Here is a 23544-nt window from a genome sequence, read left to right as displayed (position 1 = left end):
GCCAACGGGAAGGACCGCCCTTGAACCGCATCCCCCAGGACACCCCGGACCGGCATCACCGCCCGTCGTCCAGGTCCCGGGTGCACCCTGCCCAGCACTTCTACAGTGCTGTAGATTCCTGCGGGAAATGTCGACGCGTCACTGAGTCGACACGCCTCGGCTCTGAGGAGGGAGCACAGTGGGAGTCACGCTGACCAAGGGCCAGCAGATCGGCCTGGACAAGAGCGACGGCGGGAAGCTGAGCGTCGTACGCATGGGGCTGGGCTGGCAGGCCACACCCCGCAAGGGCATCCTTGCCAGGTTCACCGCCAAGGAGATCGACCTCGACGCCTCCGCGGTGCTCTTCGCCGGCCGCGAGCCGGTCGACGTCGTCTTCTTTCAGCACTTGGTCAGCGACGACGGTTCGGTCCGCCACACCGGCGACAACCTCGTCGGCGGCGCAGGACAGGGCGGTGACGACGAGTCGATTCTCGTGGACCTGCTGCGCCTGCCCGCCCACGTCGACCAGATCGTCTTCACGGTCAACTCCTTCACCGGGCAGAGCTTCACCGAGGTGGAGAACGCCTTCTGCCGCCTCATCGACGAGAACACCGGGCAGGAGCTGGCCCGCTACACCCTCTCCGGTGGCGGGTCGTACACCGCTCAGATCATGGTCAAGGTCCACCGTGTGGGCGGCGGATGGGGCATGTCCGCCATCGGGGAACCGGCCAACGGCCGTACCTTCCAGGACCTGATGCCGGCCATCGCCACTCATCTCTAGCCATCCTGCCGCCCGCTACCGGGGAGAAGACGGACACCCATGTTCGGTATCAGCGAACTCGCGATTCTGCTCATCGTCGTCATATTGATCTTCGGCGCCAAGAAGCTCCCCGAACTCGCCCGCTCCATGGGCAAGTCGGCCCGCATCCTCAAGAGCGAGGCCAAGGCGATGAAGTCCGACCCGGCACCGCCGGCCACGACCGACACGCCCTCCACCGGGCCCGCCATCTCGCGCGTCGTCCAGGCCGCCCCCGACGACGTCAGCCGCCCCACGCCCCAGGCGGGCGATGGCACCCCACGGACCTGAACCGACCGCATCCGCCGCCCGGCACGCGCCCAGGAGATCCGCCGACGCACCGACGCACCGACGCAGTCGGGCATCTTCCCCGACTGCGGCGCAGCCCTCCGTCTGGTCACCGCCGTCCTCGCGGGCAGAGCCACGAATGGACCGAACAGCGCCGCTACATCGGCCCCGACATCCTCGTCGACTGCGTCTCCGGCAGGTCAGCCGAGCCCGGCACCGCCCGAGCCAGGGGCCAGCCACCCACCCTCAGCCATTGAGCCATGTAGAGGGATCACCTCAGACGACCCACACATCCTCAGCCGTACGCCACATCCGTGGCCGTGACATCGCCTGCGGACTGGAGCAACTGGACAACTCCACATTGCGATGACAAAGGAGTAGATAGGGGATGCGATTCGTTCCCAGGATGCTCCCATCCGGACACATAAAGGCCCTCCGCGATCTCCACGGAGGGCCTTCGCAGCCCCCTGACCTGCTGCTTCTCTGCGCCCCCGGCAGGATTCGAACCTGCGACACCCGCTTTAGGGGCATGATCATTAGCTCATTCGTCTTGCCTGATCTGGCTTGATACTTCGCCATTTTCGCAGGCCAGTGGACTGATGGGGGAAGGCGGGGGAGCGATCTTTCACGATCCTTCGCGGGCCTTCTTTGTCTTGCTGTTCCCATCAGGTTCCCAGCCGAGGGCGCGGGGACGGTCTTCGAGAGTCGGCGGAGGTATCTACGCAGGTTCGTCGCCCAGCCGCCCTCCGTGATCTTCACGGAGGGCCCTTTTTACGCCAGCACAGCATCTGACCTGGTGTTTCTCTGTGCCCCGGCAGGGCGGCAGACTGAGAATGGGCGTGCGCTGCGGCTCCCCGGGACGCAGGTAACGGTGGAGGCGATGTTCCCCGTACAGGCGCGGTGGCTGTGACCGGGTCAGTCGCCGTGGTAGAGGCGAACCGGATCGATCAGCTGGATGGCGGGGTCGTTCTCGGCGAGGTGGCGCAGTTCGTCGGTGAAGCCGGTGCCGCTGTAGCACTGCAGCCGGGTGACGTCGGTGGCGGTGCCGCGCGCGGTGAGGAGAGCACGGATGTGCTGGAGACGTTCGAGATGGCCCTTTCCCATGACGTCGTTCCATTTGGCTTCGCCGATGGCGAGTAGTGTTTCGCGGCCGCTGTCGGTCTCGCCATGGACCGCGACGTCGACTTCGTGGCTGGTCTTCGCGGCAGGATCGTTGACGGTCCCGCTGGCGACCCGTGTGACCTGCCCGCCGTGGGTTGCGGGGGACGCGTGCCAGCGGGCCCATTCGCGGCAGACCTGTTCGAAGTGCGGGCCGACGACCTTGCTGCGGAAGGTGGACTGGGCGCGGCGCCAGACGGCGGGGGCGCGTCCGGGGCGTTCCAGATCGCCCCAGGCGGGGCGCATGACCGCGTGGTAGAAGGCGATGAGAGGTTCGGCGATGCGGTAGGCGGAGCGGTTGCGGCGGAAGGCGTCGGCCTCGTGGGTGATCATGCCGACGTCCTGGAGGACGCTGAGCGGGTGGGCGAGATCGGTGGACTTGCGGCCGAGGTAGTCGGCGATGCCGCCGCGTGCGGCGTTTCCGGCGGCGATGGCGGCCAGGACGGAGTGGTAGAGCGCGGTGTCGTGGAGTTCGGGTTCCTCTGCGAGTAGGTAGCGGGCCTCGCGGAAGAGCGGACGGGCGGGATTGAGGACGGCGCGGGTCACCCAGGCGTCGAAGTCGTGGGGCCCGGCGGGAGCGTCGCCCTGGGTGAACTCGCGGCGGTAGGCGGGGGTGCCGCCGACGATGGCGTGGGTGAGCAGTGCGGTGCGCGGGTCGGTGATCTCCCAGAATTCGGCGGCGAGGCGGAAGTCCAGGGTGGGGACGACGAGTTCCAGGCCGGCGCGGCCGCGCAGCGGGGCGTTGCCGGCGAGGAGTCCGCCCATGAAGGACAGGGCGGAGCCGCACAGCAGGAGCCGTACGGGGGTGTTGGTGTGCTGGGCGGCGGGGTCGAGGGCGCGCTGGATGATCGAGGGGAGGGCGGGGGAGGCCTTGGCGAGGAAGGGGAACTCGTCGATGACCGCGACGGTGGGGCCGCCCCCGTCGGCGATGCGCATGAGTTCCGTGACGGCCTCGTCCCAATGAGTGAAGCGGAACGGGGTGGGTTGGTCGCGGTGGCGGGCGAGGGCTTCGCCGAACTGGCGCAGGGCGTCGGTTTCGGTGGTCTCGGTGGCGGTGAACATGAAGCCGCCGCTTGCCCGAGTGACGGCGTCCAGGAGGAAGGTCTTGCCCTGGCGGCGGCGGCCGGAGACCACGCCGAGGGTGGCACGCGGGCCGGGTAGGGAGGCGAAGCGGGTCAGCTCGGCCCACTCGAAGTCGCGGTCGAACATCTCGGCGGGTTTGTCCACGGCACACCTCTGTATGGATAGGTGGGCTTATTATATCTGGACTTATTCAAACCCATCGTGCCGTTCCCATCGGGTTCCCATCCGGGATAAAAACGACCCTCCGTGGCGTCCATGGAGGGTCGATATTTCCTAGTATCTGATACCTTCTCGTGCCCCCGGGCAGGATTCGAACCTGCGACACCCGCTTTAGGTGTTCGATTCCGAGCCAAGCGAGCGCCAATATTGAGGTTTGTGGGCTCTTTGCAGTTGAGGGTGTAGCGCCGAGAACATAGAGCTGTTGGACGGTTGGATGTGAGTCCTCAGGAGGTGCGAGCGTCGTGGTTCTCGCGGTGTGCAAGGACCTCGGCCATGTGTGTCTGCGCCCAGTTTCTGAGCCCGCGCGTCATGTGGTGGAGCGAGAGGCCGAGGTCGGTCAGCTCGTAGGAGACGGTGACAGGGACGGTTGGCGTCACGGTACGGGTGAGCAGACCATCGTGCTCCAGCGCCCGTAGCGTCTGGGTCAGCATCTTCTGGCTGACCCCGGCCAGAAGCCGAGAGAGCTCGGAGTAACGCATCGCCTTCGGAGCGTCTGCGTCTGCTGCACCGGGCTGGCCAGGGCTGTTGTCGCCGCCCAGCGCACACAGGATCAGGACGACCCACTTGTCCGAGATTCGGTCGAGCAGCTGCCGGCTGGGGCACCCTGCCAGGAACGCGTTGTACTCCACCTTGGCCTGAGCCCTTTTCTGGGCCGCCTTCATCGTCGTCACTGATCGCACCTCTCACCGATGGGTGGGTTACGCACTCCAAAGTGCCTACTTCCCGACAGGAAGTTTCTCTCCAATGCTGATGCAGGGAGGCAGCAGGCGCCACCCCCCAAGTGCACGACGAAAGGCAACAGGATGAGCACACCCTCCCTCTCTCTTCCCGGCGGCACCTGGACTCTGGGTGACCTGACCGTCACCCGGTTCGGCTACGGCGCCATGCAACTGGCCGGCCCGTGGGTCATGGGGCCGCCCACCGATCGCGAGGGTGCCCTGGCCGTTCTGCGTGAAGCGGTCGACGTCGGTATCACCCACATCGACACCAGCGACGCCTACGGGCCGCGCGTCACCAACGAGTTGATCCGCGAGGCTCTGCACCCCTATCCCGAGTCGCTGCACATCGTGACCAAGGTGGGCGCGACCCGCGACGAGCAGGGTGGCTGGCCCACGGCCCGGCGACCCGAAGATCTGCGCCGCCAGGTCCACGACAACCTCAAGTCCCTCCGGCTCGACGTACTCGACCTGGTCAACCTCCGACTCGGCAACGCCGAAGGTCCCCAGCCCGGCTCCCTCGCCGAGGCGTTCGAGACGCTCGTGGAACTCCAGCAGCAGGGCCTGATCCGCCACGTCGGAGTCAGCAACGCCACCGAGGAGCAGGTCACCGAGGCACAGAGCATCGCGCCGATCGTGTGCGTGCAGAACATGTACAACCTCGCCCACCGCCACGACGACAAGCTCATCGACCGGCTCGCCACCGACGGCGTCGCGTACGTGCCCTTCTTCCCCCTCGGGGGCTTTACCCCGCTTCAGTCCTCGGCGCTCTCGGCGGTCGCCGCTCGATTGAAGGCAACACAGATGTCCGTCGCACTGACCTGGCTGCTGCAGCGATCACCGAACATCCTGCTCATCCCCGGCACGTCATCGACAGCGCACCTGCGCGAGAACATCGCCGGCGCGGGACTCTCCCTCTCCCATGAGGACTTGACCGAGCTGGACGACATCGGCCGCTGAATGCCCCGTAGCTGAACGGCTCACAAGCCACGACCGAAGTCACCGTTCAAGTTTCGGCCCCGGTCACCTTCGCGCGACCGGGGCCGAAGCAGGACGATTCGCCCTCACCTGGTTGACTTCAGATCAACCGTCAGGAACCTGTGTCCACCGGCGCAGCTCACCCCGCGGCTGTGGCCGGGTAGGCGTCGAGGTCTTCCGAGGAAGGGGGTTCCTACACCAAGCCCATCCGGAAGACCTTGACGTTGCACGACGCTACCCCTGAGGCGGGCTTCGCCCGCGCTGACATGACTACGTTCTGCCGCCTTGACGGGCTCGGGCTCGAAGTCACCGGTCAGCGACTCGCCCCGGATCGTGCGGTTCTCGCGTGCCGGGTCGTCGAGTCCGACCAGTGGTGCCGCCGCTGGGTTGCGAAGACACACCGCGTGACACCGTGACCCGGCGGCCGGCGCACGAGCCACTCGGCTGGCGGCCCACGATCCTTCACGTCACGATCCGCCGCTACCGCTGCATCGACTGTGGGCACGTGTGGCGGCAAGACACCACCAAGGCGGCTGAGCCGCGGGCGAAGCTCTCGCGCCGCGGGCTGCGGTGGGCGCTTGAGGCCATCGTCTGCCAGCACCTCACCATCGCTCGTGTCGCCGAAGGGCTCGGGGTCGCCTGGAGTCCGCGCGCATCCGCCCCAGCACCTCGACCGGGAGGCCCTGCAGGAGGTAGGCCATGCGCGGGGCGTCATAGCCGGCGTCGAAGACCACCAGGACGTCCGGGTCACCCGTCTCCCACCGGCCGCCGTCGATCAGGTCGGCGACGACTCGGCGGACCTGGGCGGCGGTGACCTCGGCGACATCGTCGTCCGGGCCGAGCCGGACAGCGTCCAGCAGCTGGCACCACGAGGTGCGGCCGGTCTCCAGCGCAGCGACGAACGAGTACGGCCAGCCGGGAACGAACTGATCGCTGGAGCGTCCCGATCGTCCGTGTACGTGACAGAACAGCCGCTCCGGGCTGCACGAGCGTCCGGCCGCAGCCAGCGGGTCACGTCGACCGCCAGGACGAGCCGGTTGTCGGCGGCCTTGGGCTGCGGCAGGATCGCCAGCGCGTGGCGCAGGCCGGTCACATCGATGCGGCCGCAGTTCAGCGCGTCGTACGACGCACCGTGCCCACGCCGGTGCTCGGCCACCAGCGTGAGGTCCACCGGCGAGGTCACCGGCCCGTTCTCGCAGAGCAACGCGTCCGTGAGCTCGAACAGGGTGTCACCGCGCCGGGTCAGGCAGGCATAGAAGTCCTCCCGGAAGTGTGACGTGAAGTCGACGCCTCACGCCGGGCATCGTGGTCCAGCACACTCAAGGGCTACGGGGTGTTCGGCGTGCTCATTTACCTGCCCCACCGTGGGCGGCGAAAGCCGACCTGGGTTGCTGACCTGCGAATATGCTGCTTCCGGTGCAGCTTCGAGGGCTGTTTTACACGGCTGTTTACCGTGATTGTCCGGTCTTGTCGGCACGCTCTGGGCACGAGCCCACGCCTGAATGCCGTGCAGGGCTCGGCTCGTCCGCTGCGGCGCTGCTTCACCGGGTGCGGGTATGTCGCCTACGCGCAGCCTTACACATGCAAACTCGGAGCCTCTGTTCGGTCATCCGCCCGGAATTCACGGCGACGTGCGGGAAGGCCAGCGCCCTCCTCCGTGCCACGGGAGCTTGGACAGTCAGGCCCCGGCGCCGCTGGGTCTCACCAGGTTCTCGCGGCGGCCAGCAGGTGCTCGCGGACGAGTGTCACGTGTGGGTTGGTGGAGCTGCCCGGGCGCTGGACGAGGTAGGAGGTGTTGATCGGCGGGTCCTCCGGCTGGTGCAGCAGACGGAGGACGCCGGAGGCGAGTTCGGTGCGGCACAGATAGCTGGGCAGGACGCTCCAGCCGGCGCCGACGGTGACGGCGGTGAGGACGCTGCGCAGGTCGGGGACTGTGATGGCGGCCTGGGCATGCAGGCGGCGGTCGAAGACGTGGCGCCAGTAGCGGCGGGCGATGGGCAGATCCTCGGCGTAGGCGATCAGCGGAAGGCTCTCCAGGGCAGTGGGCAGCTCCTGCCCCTTGAGCCGGTCTGCCCATACCGGTGCGGCAACCAGGACGAACTCCTCGTCGCCGAGGAGTTCGGCGTGCAGCATCCGGCCACGGGGCCGGCGGGTGGCGACGACGAGGTCGTGGCGCCCGGCCCGCAGTTCTTCGAGAAGTGATTCGGTCAGCCCGGTGGCCACCCGCAGCCGGACGCCCTGCCCGACCAGCTGGGCCAGCACCGTGAGGCCGAGAGTGCCCAGGAACTCCGCGGGTCCCGCCAAATGGACCGGCCCCACGGTGCTGCTCGGTTCCTCGCCGGTGATGACGGCCAACTGGTCGAGGGGTGCCGACAGCCGGGCGGCGAGTTCGTCGGCATGGGGCAGCGGAGTGACGCCTTGCGCCCGGCGTTCGAACAGCTCGCGGCCCAGGCGCCTCTCCAGTGCCCGGATGTGTGTGGTGACGGTGGACTGCGACAGGCTCAGCTGACGCGCTGCGGCGGTGAAGGAGCCCAGGCGGTGCACCGCGAGGAAGGTGCGCAGCAGATTCAGGTCCAGCGGACCGGACCCATGAATGTCGTGATCGCTCACGGCTTCGAGCCTACGAGGTAGGCATGCCGGCCAGGTGCCGTACGTCCCCGGAACAGGCATCGGTTCTTCGATACCCGGTATCGGGCTCTTCATTGGCGCCGATACATCAACAGCTTTAGCTTCGAAACCACGGGCCGCCCAGGAGACGAGGGAAAAGTGAGACAGAAAAAGATTCTTGCGGTCGTGACCAATCAGGCCACCTATGGGGCGAGCAAGCACCAGACCGGACTGTGGCTGGGTGAGCTCGTCCATTTCTACGACAAGGCGGTGAAGGCCGGTCACACGGTGGACGTGGTGAGCCCGGCGGGCGGAGTAGTGCCGCTCGACCCCCGTAGCCTCGGTCGCTTGTTCGTTGACCGGACGGTTCGCGGGTATCTCGACGACCAAGCCTTCATGGACGCCCTGAAAGCCACCCCTTCCGTTGCCGGCACAGATCCGGACGATTACTCCGCGATCTTCTTCACGGGTGGTCACGGCACCATGTGGGACTTCCCCGACAGTGCCGACCTGCAGCGAACGGCCCAGGCCATCTATGCCGACGGCGGCATCGTCTCCTCGGTATGCCACGGCGCCTGCGCCCTCATCAACCTCCGCGACACCGACGGAAACCCCCTGGTAAGGAACCGCACCGTCACCGGCTTCGCGACGGTCGAGGAACGGCTGGCCGGCGTGAAGAGCAGGGTGCCGTTCCTCCTGGAGGACGAACTGCGCGCGAAGGGCGCCAAGTACGTGCGCTCCACCATCCCGATGACGCCGCACGCCGTGCGCGACGGCCGCCTGATCACGGGACAGAACCCGGTGTCCACCAAGGCCGTCAGCGACCTGATCCTCGCTGCCTTGGCCGGCACCGAATGACGACCCAGCTAAACCCGACTCGAGGAGACCGCACCATGTCGAAGATCCTGTTCGTGATGACCGGCGCCGACCACTGGACGCTCGCCGACGGCACCAAGCACCCGACCGGCTTCTGGGCCGAGGAGCTCGTTGCCCCGTACGAGGCGTTCACCGCCGCCGGCCACGAGATCGTCGTCGCCACGCCCGGCGGCGTCGTGCCGCCCCTGGACCAGGGCAGCCTGGCGCCGCAGTTCAACGGCGGCGAGGAGGGTGCAAAGAAGATCGCGGACGCCCTCGCCTCGATCACCGAGATCCAGCGCCCCATCAAGCTGGAGGACGTCGACCTCGACGACTACGCCGCCGTTTTCTACCCCGGTGGCCACGGCCCGATGGAGGACCTGGCCGTCGACGCCACCTCCGGCAAGCTCCTCATCGACACCCTCGCCTCGGGCAAGCCGCTCGGCGTGGTCTGCCACGCCCCGGCCGCCCTGCTGGCAGCCACCGAGGCCGACGGCGGCAACGCCTTCGCCGGCTACCGGCTCACCGGCTTCAGCAACGCCGAGGAGATCCAGAGCGGTCTGGCGGAAGGCGCCAAGTGGCTGCTCCAGGACCGCTTGATCGAGATCGGTGCGGACTACCAGGAGGGCGAGCCGTGGGCCCCGAACGTGGTCGTCGACCGCAACCTGGTCACCGGTCAGAACCCCGCCTCCGCCGGACCTGCCGCAGCCGAAATGCTCAAGAAGCTGGCCTGACCCACGGCTTCGGGATGACCATCCCCGGCGCGTCCTGACTGGGCGGCGCGCCGAACATGCGGGGGTCTTGAAGGGTTTTCCTCGCCATAGGTAGCCGTATCTCAACCGATCATGGAACGTGTGGGTCGAACAGGATTCCTGATGGGGTGATCTTCCGGCTGTACGCGCATGAGGGCAGGGCCTCTTGGTAGCTCGGGGATGCGAATCTGACCGAGCAGTTCCAGGAGGCCCTGTTGTCACATGTGTACGCGGTTGCGCCTGTCGACTTCAACTCGTCCGCCCGGTCGTGCGATTGTCTCGTGCATGCGTACGGGAATGCGGCTGATCATCCGGTCCGGGTACGGCGGTATCCGTCGGACCTGACGGACGCGGAGTGGGCGGTGGTGCGGCCGCTGTTGCCCACGCCGTCCTGGCTGGAGGGCCGGGGCGGGCAGCCCGAGGGCTACTGCCACCGTCAGATGCTGGAAGCGATCCGTCACCTGGTCGCGGGCGGGATTTCCTGGCGGGCGATGCCCGCGGATTTCCCCGACTGGGCCCGGGTCTATGCCTTCTTCCGTCGCTGCCGCGAGAACGGGCTGGTCGCGGAGTTGCATGACCGGCTGCGCGGCCGGCTGCGCGGCCGGGTGCGGGAGCGCGAGGGGCGGGAGGCGGAGCCGACGGCGGGGAGAGCACGGCGGGCAGTCGGTGAAAGCCGCCGCGAACGTTCCCGCCGCCTCACGCGGCTTCGACGGCGGGAAGCTGGTCAACGGGCGGAAGCGGCACATCGTGACTGACTGACTGACTGACTGCCTGGGCCTGCTGCTGGTCGTGGCCGTGACCGCCGCGAACGTCGGGGACCGCGAGGCGGCCGTCGGCCTGCTGAACCCGGCTGCGGGCCCTGCACCGGGACATCTGCCTCGTATGGGCCGACGGCGGCTACACCGGCTCCCTCATCGACTGGGCTGAACGCGCCCGACGCCTCCTGCAGCAACTACCCCCGCTCGGCCAGGCGTTTCGCCTTCGACCGCACTCCCTCGACCTTCGCCGCCACCGTCGCCTCGATCCCCAGGGCCGCCGCGATGTCCTTGGCCCGCACCGGCTCGTGGCCCGGCCGGTCCTGAAGCACGTTCAGGATCCGCTGGTTGTCCAGCGAGAGCACCGACATCGACAGCCCCTCCCGCCAGGGCGGCACGATCGCTCCCGGAACCGACTCGGAGCCAGGCCCGGGAACGGGAGTGGGCGCCGCTTCTCCCGCGTCCTCGGCTTCCGCCGCGGCAGTGGTCGCTTCGGCGGATACGGCCAGGGCGTCGACGAGCTCATCGCGTGCGATCACCCGCCGGTCCAGCTCGATCTCACCGGCCTCCAAGGCCGCAGCCGCACGGGCCGCCTCCTCCCGCAGCACCTCCACCCGCTCACGGGCAGACGCTTCCCGCGCCTCCAGCAACCCCAGCATCGACGCCATCGCGCACCCCTCGACGAACAAGCGGAAGCAGAACGCCGGATGCCATCCGGTGTGATCGCTGGTCCTGCTTCTGGTGGCTCGCGCTCCACCGTCCGCTCATGCATCGCTCACGCGTGGAGAGAAGAGCGTGCAGACGTAGGGGCGGTGTCTCACCTTGTGTGATTGAGGGACGGGAAAAGAGCGCGGGCAAGGTCCGGATCCGGTACGACGAAGATGCCGTCCGTTTCCACCTGGAGGGTGGAGGGGGTCTCTTCTGGGCAATGGTGCCCGTCACCAAGATCTTGCGGCCGTCGGTTTCCGTGACTCGAGCGCTCGCCCGCAAGGGGGTCTCCAGGGGCACCGGCCCGTGGTAGCGCATCCGGAGTGAGATGGTCATGCCCGGGTTGCCGGCCGCGGTGCATGCCTACCCCATCAGTTCGTCGAGGAGCATGGCGCTGACGCCGCTGTGGCCGTAGCCGGGTGGTCGTTCGTGCGCGATGCCCGGATCGCACCGCCCCGCGAAGCCGCCGTCAGCCGGAGTCGCCCGCATCGGCGGCGCGAGCGGGCTGCCGGCGCCGGTGACGGGACCGTACATCTGCACTCCGCCCGGGAACTCGTTCGCCTCGGGTATCTCCGCCGGTTGGCGGCGGTGGCCGGTGCGGCCCGTCGAAACGGGAGGCTGGGGCATTGCCCCATCGTGCCGAGAGGCGCGGCACGTGGTCCACCCACGCCATGTCGGCCGTCGTGACGAGCGACTGGCCGGCCACGGTTGCGGGGGTCACACCGGTGAACGCCACGACGTCCCGGTGCAGATGCGACTGGTCGGCGTAGCCGCAGTCGGCCGCGACCCCGGCCGCCTCCTGGCCCCCGGCCAGGCGGGTGGCGGCCCAGTCGAAGCGGACGAGCTTCACGGCGCGCTTGGGTGGCAGGCCGAGCTGCGCGTGGAAGCGGGACCACAGGCGCTTGCGGCTCCAGCCCAGCTCGTCGGCCAGCTCCTCGACCCGCACCTGGCCGTGCTCGGCGACGATACGGTCCCAGGCCCAGGCCAGCTCCGGCTCGATGGCGGGCCCCGCGGCGGTCAGTCGGGCGAGGAACGCTTCGACGAGCGCGAAACGTTCCTCCCACGAGGCGGCCTGGGCCAGCTGCTCGCGCAGCCGGGCTGCCCGCCGCTCTCCCCACAGATCGTCCACGGCCACCACGGAGCTCTCCAGCTCAGCAGGGCCCACGCTCAGCACGGCGCGCGCGATGGCGGGGGACAGGCGCACCTGCATCCACTCGACGTTCGCGGCCCGCACACGCGCCGCACCGCCGACGCCGAAACCGAGCCCGGTGACAATGCTGCCGCGGTGCTGCCGCCCCGTCGACTCGTCGATGCCGAGCGCTCCCTCGCCGCAGGCCAGCGCCAGCGTCAGCACGGGGTGCGGGTCGAGCCGGTGGTCGACCGGAGCCGGGCCGCGGTCGCGCAGCCCCGCCAGGGCTACGCCGGGTACGCGACCGGGCCGGGCCGGGCGCGTGACCTGCCACACGGGGGCAGCGACGCGCTGGTGCACGGCAGTTGACATGCCTCAATGCTACGGGCCCGCCCGGACGGAACATTTCTTCAATCCAGCGGGCCGCAGACGCGGCGAAGGTGAGCGCATGACTTCCACCGGAACCACCTCGCCACCACCGGGCGTGGCCCGTCTGTTGCGCCCGTACGCGGGCGGCTTCGCCGTCGTCGTCGTCCTGCAGGTCATCGGCGCTGTCGCCGGCCTGGCGCCGCTCCTCGCGGTCGTCGAGCTCGGCCGTACGCTGCTGGCGCCGGGGCCGGCCGACGACGGGCACGTGCGCAACGTCGTGCTCGCGGGCGCGGCAGGGCTGCTCGTACGGCTGCTGTTCACGGCCGCCTCGTCCGGCGTCGGACACCTCCTCGACACCCGGGTGCAACTGTCGCTGCGCCGGCAACTCGCCGCGCGGCTCGGGCGGGTGCCGATCGGCTGGCTGGCGCGGCGGCGCAACGGGGAGCTGGCGAAGCTGGTGGGTGAGGACGTCAGCGCCGTGCACCCGCTCATCGCGCACACGCCGGGTGAGCTGGTCTCCGCCTTCGTGGTGCCGCTGGTCTCGCTCGGCTACCTCCTCACCGTGGACTGGCGGCTGACGCTGATCACGCTGATCCCCGTGCTGCTGGCGGTCGCGCTGGTGCCGCTGATGATGACCCCTACGCGGCTGCGCGAGCAGAAGGAGTTCGACGCCGCGATGGGGCGGATCTCGGCGTCGGTGGTCGAGTTCGTGCAGGGCATCGCGGTGGTGAAGGCGTTCGGCGGGTCGGAGCGGGCGCACGGCAAGTTCCGTACCGCGGTGGGCGACTTCACCCGGAGCTTCTACCGGATGGTGCGCGGTCTTTCCGGGGTCGCCGCCGGGATGCAGGTGGCGCTGTCGCCGCCGTTCGTGCTGCTGGCGGTGCTGGTCGGCGGCGCGTACCGGATCACCGGGGGCGGGCTCGCCCCGGCGGACCTGCTGCCTTTCCTGCTTCTCGGCCTCGGGCTGACCGCGCCCGTGGCCACGCTCGGGCACGGCTTCGACGACCTGCAGGCCGCGCGGCGCGCCGTCGGCCGCATCCGGGACGTACTCGCCGAGCCGTCGTTGCCCGAGCCAGTACGACCGGTGGCGCCCGAGGGACACCGGGTGGAGCTGCGGGACGTCCGCTTCGGGTACGAGGGTGCCGCGGCCGGGCGCGAGGTGCTGCGCGGTATCGACCTGGTGCTGGAGCCCGGGACGATCACGGCCGTGGTCGGGCCGTCCGGCAGCGGCAAGTCCACGCTGGTGCAGCTGCTGCCGCGGTTCTACGACCCGACGCACGGCTCCGTGCTCCTCGGCGGCGTCGACCTGCGTGAGGTGGGCAGCCAGGAGCTGTACCGGCGGGTGTCCTTCGTCTTCCAGGACGTCCGGCTGCTGCGCGCCTCGGTCGCGGACAACATCGCCCTCGCCGTCCCGCACGCCGACCGTGACGCCGTCGTCCGCGCCGCCCGCCGGGCGAGCATCCACGACCGCGTTCTCGAACTGCCCCGCGGCTACGACTCGGTGATCGGCGAGGACGCCCGCCTCTCCGGCGGCGAGGCGCAGCGCGTCTCGATCGCCCGCGCCCTGCTCGCAGACGCCCCCGTCCTGGTCCTCGACGAGGCCACCGCCTTCGCCGACCCGCAGACCGAGCAGGCGGTGCGCGAGGCGCTGGCGCAGACCCGGGAGAAGCGGACGACGCTGGTCATCGCCCACCGCTTGGAGACGATCGCCGACGCCGACACCGTCGTGATGCTGCGCGACGGCGAGATCGTGGAGCGGGGCTCGGTCGCGGAACTCCTCGCGCGCAACGGCGCATTCGCCGAATTCTGGAAGATCCACGCCGGTGCCATGGAAGGGGAAGAGGCCCGATGATCAGCACACTGCTGCGTGTGCTCGGCCACGAGTACGCCGGGCCGGTGCGCCGCACCGTCGCCCTGATGACGGTGACCGCCCTCGCCGAGGGACTGTCGTACGCCCTGCTGGTGCCCGTGCTGCGTGCGCTCTTCGGCAGCACACCCGAGGACGCCCGGCCCTGGCTGGCCGCCTTCGGCGCGGCGGTCGCGGTCTATTCGGTGCTGCGGTACGTCAGCGACCGCTCCGGTTTCCGCGTGGGCACGACGATGCTGCACGGCATGTACGAGCGCCTCGGCGAACACCTCGCCCGGTTGCCCATCGGCTGGTATCAACCCGGCCGCACCGGCGAGGTGTCCGTCCTCGCCGGCCAGGGCGTGTTGCAGGCGATGAGCGTGATCGCGCACCTGCTGGCGCCGTTCATCTCCGCCTGTGTGACGCCGCTGACGATCCTCGCCGTGATGCTCGCCTTCAAATGGCAGCTGGGGCTTGCCGGCCTGGCCGCTGTGCCGTTGGCAGTCGCGGTCCAGCAGCGCACGGCCCGCGCGACGACGGCTACCGACACGGAGCGCGTGGAACGCGAGCGCGCGGCCACCGGCCGAGTCATCGAGTACCTCCAGGCCCAGCCGGTGCTGCGCGCCGGCGGCCGCACCGGTGAGCGATTCGGTTTGCTGGACGACTCCCTGAAGGAACTGAGCCGCGCCTCGCGTCGCTCCACCATTTCGGCGCTGCCAGGTGTGCTGGGTCTTGCGGTCACCGTGCAGGCGGTGTTCACCGCGCTGCTCGCACTCGGTGCGTACCTCGCCCTCGGCGGGGACATCGGCGCGGCCGAGGTGCTTGCAGTCCTGGTGCTCGCCGCCCGCTGCGCCGACCCGTTGCTGTCCCTCGCCGAGATGAGTGGTGGCATCCGCGCCGCCCGCGCCGAACTCACCCGCCTCGACGACGTCCTCAACACCAAGCCGCTGCCGGAGCCTCGCGCGCCGCGCGAACCGGCCGGTCACGACGTCGTGTTCGACGCGGTCACCTTCCGGCACGGCGACCGCGCGGTCGCCGACGGGGTGACGCTGTCCGTACCCGAGGGCCAGCGGCTCGCCGTCGTCGGGCCGTCGGGCGCGGGCAAGACGACGCTGCTGCAGCTGATCGCCCGCTTCTACGACGTCGACGCGGGCGCGGTGCGGATCGGCGGAGTGGACGTACGGGAGATGGACACCGCGGCGCTGATGGCACGGATCGCCATCGTCTTCCAGGAGGTCTACCTCTTCGACGGCACGATCGAGGAGAACGTGCGCCTCGGCCGCCCGGACGCCACGGACGCCGAGGTACGGGCCGCGGCCGCCGCGTCCCGTCTCGACGAGGTGATCGAGCGGGTGCCCGGCGGCTGGTCTGCGGACGTGGGCGAGGGCGGGGCGCTGCTGTCGGGCGGCGAGCGGCAGCGTGTATCCATCGCCCGCGCGCTGCTGAAGGACGCGCCGATCGTGCTGCTCGACGAGGTCACTTCGGCCCTGGACCCGGTGAACGAGGCGGCCGTGCACGCCGGCATCGAGGAGCTGATGGCGGGCCGGACCGTGGTGCTGGTGGCGCACCGCATGGGGACCGTGCGCCGGGCCGACCGCGTCGCCTTCCTGGACGCCGGGCGGGTGGTCGAACAGGGCAGCCACGAGGAGTTGCTGCGACGCGCCGGCCGGTACGCCGCGTACTGGGACCTGTCCCGGGCCGGGGCGGCACGGGACTGAGACGGCCGTGCAGGCTGTCGTCCCCGGCCGCGCAGGGCCTCGGTGGAGAAGACGACGGAACGGCCGACGAGGAAGTCCTCGGGATCCTTCAGCGGAGATCGGGCCACGGAGATCGCCGGGCAGCGGAGTCACCGTCTTCGACCGGGGCGCCGCAGCGGCGACGCCGTTCCTTCCAGGTGTGCGGTACGGCCGGACCGTGCCGGCCCCGGCGCGCCGGCGGCTGGAAGCGTTCGAACTGCCCGGCCATGCCCGCCCTCCGGCCGAGTGGGACGCCCGCTCAGCGACTGGCGTGCCCAGCGGGGGCTGCCGCGTCGTGTCTACCTCGTAGAGGACGACCGGCGCCTCTTCTTCGACCTCGACGAGGCCGGCCACCGTGCGCTCCTGCGCCGGTACCTCGACCGTTCGCGCCTGGCCGTGCTCGCCGAGGCCCCGGAGGCGTACGGCTGGTGCGCACCGCTCACGCAAACGGCCCCGGACGATGAGTCCGAGGCCGAAGAGGACCCCTCCCTGGGGAAGAAACCCCAGGTCAGAGCGGTAACGCGTTGTGCCCCCGGCAGGATTCGAACCTGCGAAACCCGCTTTAGGAGTTTTCCTTGGGCGGGGCTGTGACCTGCGGAAACGCCGACATTACGGTGCCTGGCCTGGGGAAATGCCCCTCCGTGGTTCTCACGTGTTCACGGAGGTTCCCGGCCTCATGTGTGCTGAATCCGTTCTGCCAGGCCCTCGTCCGACGACGAGTCGACGGCAACCTTGTAGCGCCGGGTCCGGTCCCCGACCGCCGACCAGAGCTCGTCGTCGACGGTGACGCCGTCGTCGGCGTACCTCGAACAGCCGTGCTCTGGACCGATGTGTGTGGTCCGACACCACATCACGGGCACCGATGGCTGCGGCAGCGCCTCTCTAGGCCGGGACGCGGGGCTGCCTGAGCGGTGCTCCGGCCTGATGGAGGCTGGTGAGGGCCTGCCGATAGGAGGCGATCAGCCCGGTCTCCACGTAGTCCACACCCAGGTCCTCGCAGTGGCGCCGGACAATGGTCCGGGCCTTGCGCAGGTTGGGGCTGGGCATGCTGGGGAACAGGTGATGCTCGATCTGGTGGTTCAGCCCGCCCAGTGCGATGTCCGTGAACCAGCGACCGCGCACGTTGCGTGAGGTGAGCACTTGGCGGCGGAGGAAGTCCGGGCGGTCTTCGCCGGTCAGGATCGGCATGCCCTTGTGGTTGGGCGCGAAGAGGGAGCCGAGATAGACGCCGAACAGGCCCTGGTGGACGGCGAGGAAGGCGAACGCCATGCCGGGCGGCAGCAGCCAGAACAGGACGCTCAGATAGACGACGAAGTGCCCGAACAGCAGCGCCCCGTCGAGCCCTCGGTGCTTGAGCGAGCGATTGGCCAGCGCCTTCGCACTCGACACGTGCAGGTTGAAGCCCTCCAGCGTGAGGAGCGGAAAGAACAGGAACGCCTGCCAGCGGCCGATCAGGCGGGGGAGACCCTTGGCGGCCCGGGCCTGATCCTGGGACCAGACCAGCAGGTCGGGGTCGAGGTCGGGGTCGAGTTCCTCATGGTTGGGGTTGGCGTGATGGCGGGTGTGCCTGTCCTGCCACCACCCGTAGCCCATCCCAACACCGGCACCGGCGATCCGGCCGGACACCTCGCTGGCCCGGCGCCGGCGGAAGATCTGGCGGTGGGCGGCGTCATGGGCGAGCAGGGCGACCTGGCCGAAGACGACGGCCAGGAAGGCGGCGACGGTCAGGGTCCACCGGCTGTCACCGATGAGCGCGACGGCGGCCCACCCACCGACGTAGAGCCCGGCGACCACGGTGATCCGCAGTGCGTAATAGCCGGGACGGCGCCCCTGCAGGCCGGCATCAGCGATCTTCCTCGACAGCCGGGCGAAGTCACTGCCGGACGTCTCCGAGGGTGGGGGGCGGACCGTGGTGTTTGTGGTCATGTTGCTGAAACTCTCTCCGAAGGAGGCAGATGGTCAGACGCCGCCTCGGGAGTTGCTGAGACCGGCCCACAGGCAAGGGATGCGCTTCCGCCGTTGCGGATGCACATCGCGCGACCGCGGAGCAAGGACGACGTCTGCTTCGTCTGTCGGCGGCAGCGCGGGCCCTTCGTCTGCATGCGGGTTCCCTGCCAGGCAGGTCTCACACCGTGGCAGGACAGGGCTGGCGGAGCGGTCCGCGCACTTTCAGAGAAGAACCGGGGATCGGCCGGTGAAGGGGGGCTGGCTGATCACTGAGGGGCACTCATCACGGTGACCGGCGAGGTCCGTCGCCAGGCCGCGGTTTCCGTGATGAGGACGGCGACGGTGACTGGGCCCGGGGTGCCAGTGGTGGCTGCCTCGGCCACCGCCTCCCGGACGGCGCGGGCGACTTGCAATGGATGGTGTCCGGGGCCGACCGCGAGGTGAACCTCGATGTGTCGGCCGGGTGGATCATCATGGTCCTCCACCCTGACCGGGCGGCTGCCCAGCACGGCGGTGAGGTGGGCGACGCCCGGCACACCCGCTGCGACGTCCGCCAGCTCCCCGACGAGTCCCCGCATGGACCCTGTTCCGGTCACCGGGGGCGAGCTCCGCGCGGCCGCAGCTTCCGGCGTGGGCCTCATGGCCGTCGCCGCGGTCCGAGACGTCACGCCTGCCTCCGGGGCCTCACGGAGATCCGTTACGCGCATGTCAGCCGTCACCGTGGCCAGCCCGAGCCGTTCAGTGGCCGCGCCCAGCAGTGTGCTCCTCAAATCGTCGGCGGTCTCCGGCAGCGGCCGCACGAGGGATGCGGTGAAGGCGGCCTCGATGGTGAGCGGGCCAGGCGGTAGCGCGCTGGCCGGCGGACGGACGGCCGGTTCGGACACGGGTTGGAGCGGTGCCGACCCGATGCGCAGGGACTCCAGTCGGACACCGGGGACCTCGGCGGCAGTGCGCCCGAGGGCCTGGACGGCCGCTTGCTCGGTGATCCACGTCCCGTCGTCGGGCCCGCCGAGCGGGAGCAGCCGGCCCAGGCCAAGCTGGCTTCGTACTGCCTGCGTCCACGCCTCGGTCACTGGCCTCTCACCCTTCTTCTCCACGGCCGCGGTTCTCTTCCCGCGGTGCTCTGCCCGGAGTGTCCGCGAGAGCTCGAGGCAGGGGCCTCAGGCCACTCGTCGGACCACCCCGTCTCACGCTCTATAGCCGGGCAAAAGGTACTAAAAAGACTATAATCCGAGTGATTGGTGCTCTGTGGCCTCGCGAGGGAGGAATATCCCGATGACTGAGAACACCGGCGTCAGGCTCGGCGCTGCGCCCGGTTCTCGCGGCCGGACGACCATCGCCGATGTGGTGGTGGAGAAGATCGCGGGAGTGGCGGCACGGGACGTACGCGGCGTCTATGCCCTGGGCAGCGGATTCGCACGCTCGATGGGATCCGTGCGGGAGCGGATGCCCGGCGCCGGCAGCGGCAAATCCGCCACACGCGGGGTCAGTGTCGAGGTCGGAGAGCTGCAGGCGGCCATCGATCTGGAGCTCGTCGTCGACTACGGCGTCTCGATCACGGACGTGGCCGCCGCGGTGCGGGAGAACGTGATCTCCGCGGTGGAGCGGATGGCGGGTCGGGAAGTCGTGGAAGTCAACATCATGGTCAGCGACGTGAAGCTGCCCGACGAGGAGGACGAAGGGGAGGAGCGGCAGCGGATCCAGTAGCCGGGGCGGCAGCCCGCGTGAGTGAAGGAGCGCGAAATGAGCAGGGCCGTGGTGGGCTTGATGGCCGGAATGGCGCTGGGTTTCGCCGCGTATTTCGGCAACTTCTGGGCTTTCCTGCTGGTGCTGGGGTTGGGCCTCGTCGGTCTCGTCATCGGGCGGTTCACGGAGGGTGATCTCGAACCGGGCGACTTCGTCCGCCGCCGGGACCGGCAGGAGCGGATCCGCGACGACAGGCGACAGGCTCGGGGAGACTGGCGGCGGTGAGCGGGGAAGCCGATGAGCGTCCGGGCGTCCCCCGCGGGGAGCGCGGGGCGACCGCCGTCACCGACCGGGTCGTCGCGAAGATCGCGGCTCGGGTGGCGCGCGAGGCGCTGAGCCGGTTCGCCGAGTCGGCCGGCCACGTACCACCCGGCCGCCGGACGCCACACGTGAGCACATCCGTACGTCGGGCGCCGGAACGGACCAGCGCAGGACGGGACTCCGAGGCCGCCGCCGGGCGGCAGGCGGTGCTCGGCGAGGCACGGCTGCACATCACCGTCGAGCTCGGCTATCCGTCCGACATCGGGGCGCAGTGCGCCGCGGTGCGCCGGGAGGTCACCGAGCGGATCAGGGCATGGGCCGGCATGGAGGTGTCCGACCTCGCGGTCTCGGTCGAGCAACTGCACTCGGCGCATACGCGGCACACGGACCGGGAGAGGGTGCGATGAGCGCGAACACCTCGCGGCAGCCGACCGGTGACAGCGACCTCTCCTCCGGTCCGGGACAGGCGGCTCCGTCCGCCGACGGCACCCCGGGGGCGGCCGAGGGTGCTACGAATACGAAGGTGATCGACGGATCAGGCCGGTCGGCGCACCGTTTCTGGTCGTCGCGGCGGATTCCCGCGGCCTTGGCAGCCCTGCTGTGCGCCGCGGTCGTCGGATTTCTCCTGTACGACGTGGTCGCGGTGCGGGCAGGCCGGAACGCGATGCGTTGGCGGTGGCGGCTCGCCGAGGAACTGGCCACACGGCCCCTGGACGACGTCTGGATGATCGTCGGGGCCGCGGTGGCGATGGCACTCGGCCTGTGGCTTTTCCTGCTGGCGGTGACGCCGGGACTGCGCCGGCTGCTGCCCATGGGGCGGCGGCCCACCGGTATCCCTGGGACAGAGGACGTCCGAGCCGGGCTTGACCGCCGCGCGGCCGCCCTGGTTCTGCGCGACCGGGCCATGCGGGTGCCCGGTGTCCAGTCGGTACAGGTCGATGTCGGCCGCCGGAAGGTAAAGGCCCGGGCACGGGCACATTTCCGCGATCTTGAGGAGGTCCGCGCGGACCTGGACACCGAGCTGGGCGAAGCCGTGACGTCCCTGGGCCTGGCCCGGCAACCCACACTGGCCGTGCGCGTCCGGCGCCCCAAGAAGGGCTGAGGTGATCCTGATGCTCAAGACGGTGAACCGGGTGCTGCTCGGGCTTCTCGGCCTCGGACTGTTCGCCCTGGGCGGCGGCGTGCTGCTGGGCGCACTGGACCTGCAGCGCCACTGGGACTTCGACGTGCCGGGCTGGTGGCCCTTCCGTGGGCCGGACGACGTGGTGCTGGGCACCGAGGGACGCACCCGGTGGCGGGAAGAGGACTGGTGGTGGCCGACCGTGATCGCGGTGCTCGCCGTGCTGCTTGCCCTGCTGCTGTGGTGGCTCCTCGCGCAACGCAGACACCGCTTGGACCGGGTCCTCGTCGACAGCGAAGACGGCGCGGCAGCCCGACTCAACGGCCGCACACTGGAGAACGTCATCAAGGAAGAGGCACAAGCCCTGGACGGGGTCTCACGGGCTCACGTCCGGCTGACGGGCCGACGTACCGCTCCGACCGCACGCGTGCGGCTGCTGCTGGAGCCTCACGCCGATCCAGCGCGGGCTCTTGGGCGGCTGAGCCGCGAAACACTCGCACACGCACGGGACGCGGCCGGCCTGGACCGCCTCCCCTCGAAGGTCCGACTCCGGGAAGCCCGCCACCGCGCCAAACGCACCGCCTGAGATCTCCAAGGCCGAAGCCCCGTTGGGGTACCGGCTGCGAGGCGCCCAGGATTCCTGGAACCCGAGCGTTCGGGCACGCGGAGGATCAAACGAACAGCACACTGCCTGGCGCACTCGCTTTCCTGACGGCGTGCTCGAAGACACCGGCCGGTTGTCGTCGGCATCGTCCTGAGAACCCTGGGGTCGGTGGGGCCGCGGTCGGCGGACGCCGCCTCCACCCTGGTGGCGACCTCGTGCGCCGGAGCCGCCACGTACCCCTCCTCGGCCGACGCGACATCGAGCACAGGCACAGCGTTCCTGCCGTAGCCGAGAGAACACGCAGATCTCGCACGGTTCCTTCCCAGGAGGCATCCCGTCATGGTCCCCTTCCTGATCCTGCTCATCGCCGGAATCGCTCTGGTCGCCATCGGCGCGGCCGTCGACGGCATGCTCTACCTGATGTCCATCGGCGTACTGCTTCTGATCGTCGATCTGCTCTACCTGGCGGCCCGCTCCATCTGGCGCTCCACCCGGCGCCCGGCCCGCTGACCGGCTCCCGAAAGCCCGGACCAGTCCGGGCCTGACAGCACAACAGCCAGGCGCAACCGTTGGTGCACGGTGCACCCGGCGCGGTTCAGCGGCCCTGAGCGCACGAAGCCCTTGGAGGGACCTTGGGTTCTAGGAGCTGTCGCAACACCCCGGTTCAAGGGGTGTGATGTTCGAGATCCGCAAGACCCGGACGGTGGCTCAGGGCCGCAGGAAGCTGACCCGTGAGCGGGACGAATACTTCCGGCTCGTGCAGCAGCGCAGGACGGTGGAGTCGCGGGGCAGGGGATGGGAGAGAACTTCGCATCAAGTCCATCAGCGACGAGAAGCTCGTCGCTGACATGCTCGTCGGCGACCGTCAACGGGCTGAACCCTAAGTCCTCGACAGGGCGGTCGAGCACCCGCTCCAGAGCCGCGCACGTACGCCCGATGGGGCGGCGGGAGGTCCCGTTCAGCAGGTTGCGGACCGTGCGGGCGGAGACATCGCCGGGCCGACCGGTGATCCCTGCGAGCGCGGTGTTCATCCGACCAGCCAATTCCTCCTGGGTGAGCCCGAGTTCCTTCATCCGGCTCTTGAGGACGGCGTTCGCTCCCATGGCACTGACGGTAGACCTGCGGTCACCGACCGAACCAGGCCCGAGGTCACGGGAACGCAAAGTCTTCCGGTTCGGGACGGCCGGCGGAAGCGCGACCCTTCCTGTTCCTCCCGGGGCTCAGGTCGTTGACTCGGTACCACCCCGTCGAGAGCACTCTGGTTCCCCCTTCCTCTCGGCGGCATGAGGAGAGCCCGCCCCGTCGTCACCCGTCGCGCGGGGCGGGCGTCCCACCCCCGGAGGGATGTTCTCGTGACCATGACCGAAGCCAGACCTACCGCGACCGGCGCCCCCGGCTACACCGAGACGATGCCGTGCGAGCCGGAATCCGCTCGCCGAGCGCGCCTGCTCGTCTCCGCCGCTCTGAGCGCCTGGGGCATAGGCGAGTTGGCCGGGGTCGGGGTGCAGACCGTTGCCGAGCTCGTCAACAACGCCATCGACCACACCCGGTGCCGTGTGGTCCGTGTCCTGGTCACGCGGCCGGCTGCGGGCGTGGTGCGCATCGGTGTCGCCGACAGCTGCAGGGACGTCCCCGAGATGGGTGGCCCCGACGACGACTCCGAGGACGGGCGTGGCCTGTTCTTGGTGGATGCCCTGAGCTGGAGATGGGGGTACGACCGGAAGCGCTGGGGCAAGGTCGTGTGGGCCGAGCTCGAAGTGCCGCCCTCGTGCTGAGGCACCACGTGTCCTTACGGCTGGTGCACGCCGACGAGTTGGTGGACGACCCCAGCCCAGAGGCGTGCGTGGAAACAAGCGGCGCGCCAAGCAGTTGGCCAAGGCGAAGGCCAAGGG

General features: G+C 69.6%; 22 protein-coding genes, 1 tRNA gene and 4 pseudogenes. 17 read left to right on the top strand and 10 right to left on the bottom strand.

Annotation, left to right across the window (positions count from 1 at the left end):
- The first annotated feature begins 178 nt into the window (after positions 1 to 178).
- Positions 179 to 760: a TerD family protein gene (locus tag ACZ4SA_RS03485; protein WP_468269353.1), complete on the top strand. Its 582-nt coding sequence runs from the start codon at positions 179 to 181 to the stop codon at positions 758 to 760.
- A 39-nt stretch (positions 761 to 799) separates the two neighbouring features.
- Positions 800 to 1066: a Sec-independent protein translocase subunit TatA gene (tatA, locus tag ACZ4SA_RS03480; protein ID WP_468269351.1), complete on the top strand. Its 267-nt coding sequence runs from the start codon at positions 800 to 802 to the stop codon at positions 1064 to 1066.
- A gap of 483 nt (positions 1067 to 1549) precedes the next feature.
- Here the strand turns inward: tatA and ACZ4SA_RS03475 are convergent.
- The 3 genes from ACZ4SA_RS03475 to ACZ4SA_RS03465 all read right to left on the bottom strand — a co-directional run bounded on the left by ACZ4SA_RS03475 (position 1550) and on the right by ACZ4SA_RS03465 (position 4185).
- Positions 1550 to 1627: transfer RNA gene (locus ACZ4SA_RS03475), tRNA-Phe, on the bottom strand.
- 351 nt (positions 1628 to 1978) lie between these two features.
- A complete protein-coding gene (locus ACZ4SA_RS03470; protein ID WP_468269814.1) occupies positions 1979 to 3430 on the bottom strand; it encodes an AAA family ATPase in 1452 nt (483 codons plus the stop codon).
- Positions 3431 to 3747: 317 nt separating this feature from the next.
- Positions 3748 to 4185, bottom strand: coding sequence for a winged helix-turn-helix transcriptional regulator (locus tag ACZ4SA_RS03465; RefSeq protein WP_468269812.1), 438 nt, complete (start codon positions 4183 to 4185; stop codon positions 3748 to 3750).
- 141 nt (positions 4186 to 4326) lie between these two features.
- Here ACZ4SA_RS03465 and ACZ4SA_RS03460 point away from each other — a divergent pair, with 141 nt between their 5' ends.
- Positions 4327 to 5199 (top strand): aldo/keto reductase family oxidoreductase, encoded by an 873-nt coding sequence (locus tag ACZ4SA_RS03460; RefSeq protein ID WP_468269349.1) that lies wholly within the window; start codon positions 4327 to 4329, stop codon positions 5197 to 5199.
- 284 nt (positions 5200 to 5483) lie between these two features.
- A pseudogene (locus ACZ4SA_RS03455) lies at positions 5484 to 5860 on the top strand (ISL3 family transposase); the annotation flags it as partial.
- On the opposite strand, the pseudogene ACZ4SA_RS03450 reads toward ACZ4SA_RS03455, so the two are convergent.
- Both ACZ4SA_RS03450 and ACZ4SA_RS03445 read right to left on the bottom strand, forming a co-directional pair.
- Positions 5850 to 6463: pseudogene (locus tag ACZ4SA_RS03450) on the bottom strand (transposase); the annotation flags it as partial. The pseudogenes ACZ4SA_RS03455 and ACZ4SA_RS03450 overlap by 11 nt on opposite strands.
- 455 nt (positions 6464 to 6918) lie before the next feature.
- Positions 6919 to 7827, bottom strand: a complete 909-nt coding sequence (locus ACZ4SA_RS03445) for a LysR family transcriptional regulator (protein WP_468269347.1) — start codon at positions 7825 to 7827, stop codon at positions 6919 to 6921.
- A gap of 183 nt (positions 7828 to 8010) precedes the next feature.
- Here ACZ4SA_RS03445 and ACZ4SA_RS03440 point away from each other — a divergent pair, with 183 nt between their 5' ends.
- The 3 genes from ACZ4SA_RS03440 (at position 8011) to ACZ4SA_RS03430 (ending at position 10186) form a co-directional block, all read left to right on the top strand.
- Entirely contained in the window at positions 8011 to 8682 is a 672-nt protein-coding gene (locus ACZ4SA_RS03440; RefSeq protein ID WP_468269345.1) for a type 1 glutamine amidotransferase domain-containing protein, read from the top strand.
- A gap of 35 nt (positions 8683 to 8717) precedes the next feature.
- Positions 8718 to 9413, top strand: coding sequence for a type 1 glutamine amidotransferase domain-containing protein (locus ACZ4SA_RS03435; RefSeq protein WP_468269343.1), 696 nt, complete (start codon positions 8718 to 8720; stop codon positions 9411 to 9413).
- A gap of 380 nt (positions 9414 to 9793) precedes the next feature.
- Positions 9794 to 10186: a transposase gene (locus ACZ4SA_RS03430; RefSeq protein ID WP_468269341.1), complete on the top strand. Its 393-nt coding sequence runs from the start codon at positions 9794 to 9796 to the stop codon at positions 10184 to 10186.
- Between the two features lie 197 nt (positions 10187 to 10383).
- Here ACZ4SA_RS03430 and ACZ4SA_RS03425 read toward each other — a convergent pair whose 3' ends face one another.
- Both ACZ4SA_RS03425 and ACZ4SA_RS03420 read right to left on the bottom strand, forming a co-directional pair.
- Positions 10384 to 10854: a hypothetical protein gene (locus ACZ4SA_RS03425; protein ID WP_468269339.1), complete on the bottom strand. Its 471-nt coding sequence runs from the start codon at positions 10852 to 10854 to the stop codon at positions 10384 to 10386.
- A gap of 509 nt (positions 10855 to 11363) precedes the next feature.
- Positions 11364 to 12395: a helix-turn-helix domain-containing protein gene (locus tag ACZ4SA_RS03420; RefSeq protein ID WP_468269337.1), complete on the bottom strand. Its 1032-nt coding sequence runs from the start codon at positions 12393 to 12395 to the stop codon at positions 11364 to 11366.
- Positions 12396 to 12471: 76 nt separating this feature from the next.
- Here ACZ4SA_RS03420 and ACZ4SA_RS03415 point away from each other — a divergent pair, with 76 nt between their 5' ends.
- Together ACZ4SA_RS03415 and ACZ4SA_RS03410 are read left to right on the top strand one after the other, a co-directional pair.
- Complete coding sequence (locus tag ACZ4SA_RS03415; RefSeq protein WP_468269335.1) at positions 12472 to 14244, top strand: ABC transporter ATP-binding protein; 1773 nt, start codon at positions 12472 to 12474, stop codon at positions 14242 to 14244.
- Positions 14241 to 15956, top strand: a complete 1716-nt coding sequence (locus ACZ4SA_RS03410; RefSeq protein ID WP_468269333.1) for an ABC transporter ATP-binding protein — start codon at positions 14241 to 14243, stop codon at positions 15954 to 15956. The genes ACZ4SA_RS03415 and ACZ4SA_RS03410 overlap by 4 nt, the downstream gene beginning before the upstream one ends.
- Before the next feature lies 1 nt (position 15957).
- Here ACZ4SA_RS03410 and ACZ4SA_RS03405 read toward each other — a convergent pair.
- A pseudogene (locus tag ACZ4SA_RS03405) lies at positions 15958 to 16084 on the bottom strand (adenosylhomocysteinase); the annotation flags it as partial.
- Between ACZ4SA_RS03405 and ACZ4SA_RS03400 the strand changes: the two are divergent.
- A pseudogene (locus ACZ4SA_RS03400) lies at positions 16066 to 16406 on the top strand (lantibiotic dehydratase); the annotation flags it as partial. The pseudogenes ACZ4SA_RS03405 and ACZ4SA_RS03400 overlap by 19 nt on opposite strands.
- Before the next feature lie 450 nt (positions 16407 to 16856).
- Here the strand turns inward: ACZ4SA_RS03400 and ACZ4SA_RS03395 are convergent.
- Together ACZ4SA_RS03395 and ACZ4SA_RS03390 are read right to left on the bottom strand one after the other, a co-directional pair.
- A complete protein-coding gene (locus ACZ4SA_RS03395; RefSeq protein ID WP_468269331.1) occupies positions 16857 to 17900 on the bottom strand; it encodes a fatty acid desaturase family protein in 1044 nt (347 codons plus the stop codon).
- 287 nt (positions 17901 to 18187) lie between these two features.
- Positions 18188 to 18994 carry a hypothetical protein gene (locus ACZ4SA_RS03390; RefSeq protein ID WP_468269329.1) on the bottom strand — a complete coding sequence of 269 codons (807 nt, stop codon included), beginning with the start codon at positions 18992 to 18994 and terminating at the stop codon, positions 18188 to 18190.
- A 202-nt stretch (positions 18995 to 19196) separates the two neighbouring features.
- On the opposite strand from ACZ4SA_RS03390, the gene ACZ4SA_RS03385 reads away from it, so the two are divergent.
- From ACZ4SA_RS03385 to ACZ4SA_RS03355, 7 genes are all read left to right on the top strand, one after another.
- Complete coding sequence (locus ACZ4SA_RS03385; protein ID WP_468269327.1) at positions 19197 to 19628, top strand: Asp23/Gls24 family envelope stress response protein; 432 nt, start codon at positions 19197 to 19199, stop codon at positions 19626 to 19628.
- Between the two features lie 36 nt (positions 19629 to 19664).
- Entirely contained in the window at positions 19665 to 19892 is a 228-nt protein-coding gene (locus tag ACZ4SA_RS03380; protein WP_030967540.1) for a hypothetical protein, read from the top strand.
- A complete protein-coding gene (locus ACZ4SA_RS03375) occupies positions 19889 to 20335 on the top strand; it encodes a hypothetical protein (RefSeq protein WP_093866468.1) in 447 nt (148 codons plus the stop codon). The genes ACZ4SA_RS03380 and ACZ4SA_RS03375 overlap by 4 nt, the downstream gene beginning before the upstream one ends.
- The gene (locus tag ACZ4SA_RS03370) at positions 20332 to 21030 is read left to right on the top strand and encodes a DUF6286 domain-containing protein (RefSeq protein ID WP_468269325.1); all 699 of its coding nucleotides are present in this window, start codon (positions 20332 to 20334) and stop codon (positions 21028 to 21030) included. Before ACZ4SA_RS03375 ends, ACZ4SA_RS03370 begins: the two co-directional genes overlap by 4 nt.
- A gap of 10 nt (positions 21031 to 21040) precedes the next feature.
- Positions 21041 to 21634, top strand: coding sequence for an alkaline shock response membrane anchor protein AmaP (gene amaP / locus ACZ4SA_RS03365; RefSeq protein WP_468269323.1), 594 nt, complete (start codon positions 21041 to 21043; stop codon positions 21632 to 21634).
- A gap of 357 nt (positions 21635 to 21991) precedes the next feature.
- Positions 21992 to 22162 carry a hypothetical protein gene (locus ACZ4SA_RS03360; RefSeq protein ID WP_199835623.1) on the top strand — a complete coding sequence of 57 codons (171 nt, stop codon included), beginning with the start codon at positions 21992 to 21994 and terminating at the stop codon, positions 22160 to 22162.
- A gap of 848 nt (positions 22163 to 23010) precedes the next feature.
- Positions 23011 to 23427 (top strand): ATP-binding protein, encoded by a 417-nt coding sequence (locus ACZ4SA_RS03355; RefSeq protein ID WP_468269810.1) that lies wholly within the window; start codon positions 23011 to 23013, stop codon positions 23425 to 23427.
- Positions 23428 to 23544: the final 117 nt, after the last annotated feature.

The sequence above is a fragment of the Streptomyces sp. NPDC027962 genome (assembly GCF_055566095.1).
Note: the sequence above shows the minus strand (reverse complement) of the source record. Positions and strands in the feature narration are given on the sequence as shown.

Coding starts and splice junctions, on each gene's coding strand:
- ACZ4SA_RS03415 (WP_468269335.1), top strand. CDS start 12,472: ATGACTTCCACCGGAACCACCTCGCCACCACCGGGCGTGGCCCGTCTG.
- ACZ4SA_RS03465 (WP_468269812.1), bottom strand. CDS start 4,185: ATGAAGGCGGCCCAGAAAAGGGCTCAGGCCAAGGTGGAGTACAACGCG.
- ACZ4SA_RS03385 (WP_468269327.1), top strand. CDS start 19,197: ATGACTGAGAACACCGGCGTCAGGCTCGGCGCTGCGCCCGGTTCTCGC.
- ACZ4SA_RS03420 (WP_468269337.1), bottom strand. CDS start 12,395: ATGTCAACTGCCGTGCACCAGCGCGTCGCTGCCCCCGTGTGGCAGGTC.
- ACZ4SA_RS03410 (WP_468269333.1), top strand. CDS start 14,241: ATGATCAGCACACTGCTGCGTGTGCTCGGCCACGAGTACGCCGGGCCG.
- ACZ4SA_RS03395 (WP_468269331.1), bottom strand. CDS start 17,900: ATGACCACAAACACCACGGTCCGCCCCCCACCCTCGGAGACGTCCGGC.
- ACZ4SA_RS03380 (WP_030967540.1), top strand. CDS start 19,665: ATGAGCAGGGCCGTGGTGGGCTTGATGGCCGGAATGGCGCTGGGTTTC.
- ACZ4SA_RS03460 (WP_468269349.1), top strand. CDS start 4,327: ATGAGCACACCCTCCCTCTCTCTTCCCGGCGGCACCTGGACTCTGGGT.
- ACZ4SA_RS03425 (WP_468269339.1), bottom strand. CDS start 10,854: ATGGCGTCGATGCTGGGGTTGCTGGAGGCGCGGGAAGCGTCTGCCCGT.
- ACZ4SA_RS03360 (WP_199835623.1), top strand. CDS start 21,992: ATGGTCCCCTTCCTGATCCTGCTCATCGCCGGAATCGCTCTGGTCGCC.
- ACZ4SA_RS03470 (WP_468269814.1), bottom strand. CDS start 3,430: ATGTTCGACCGCGACTTCGAGTGGGCCGAGCTGACCCGCTTCGCCTCC.
- tatA (WP_468269351.1), top strand. CDS start 800: ATGTTCGGTATCAGCGAACTCGCGATTCTGCTCATCGTCGTCATATTG.
- ACZ4SA_RS03370 (WP_468269325.1), top strand. CDS start 20,332: ATGAGCGCGAACACCTCGCGGCAGCCGACCGGTGACAGCGACCTCTCC.
- ACZ4SA_RS03435 (WP_468269343.1), top strand. CDS start 8,718: ATGTCGAAGATCCTGTTCGTGATGACCGGCGCCGACCACTGGACGCTC.
- ACZ4SA_RS03355 (WP_468269810.1), top strand. CDS start 23,011: ATGACCGAAGCCAGACCTACCGCGACCGGCGCCCCCGGCTACACCGAG.
- amaP (WP_468269323.1), top strand. CDS start 21,041: ATGCTCAAGACGGTGAACCGGGTGCTGCTCGGGCTTCTCGGCCTCGGA.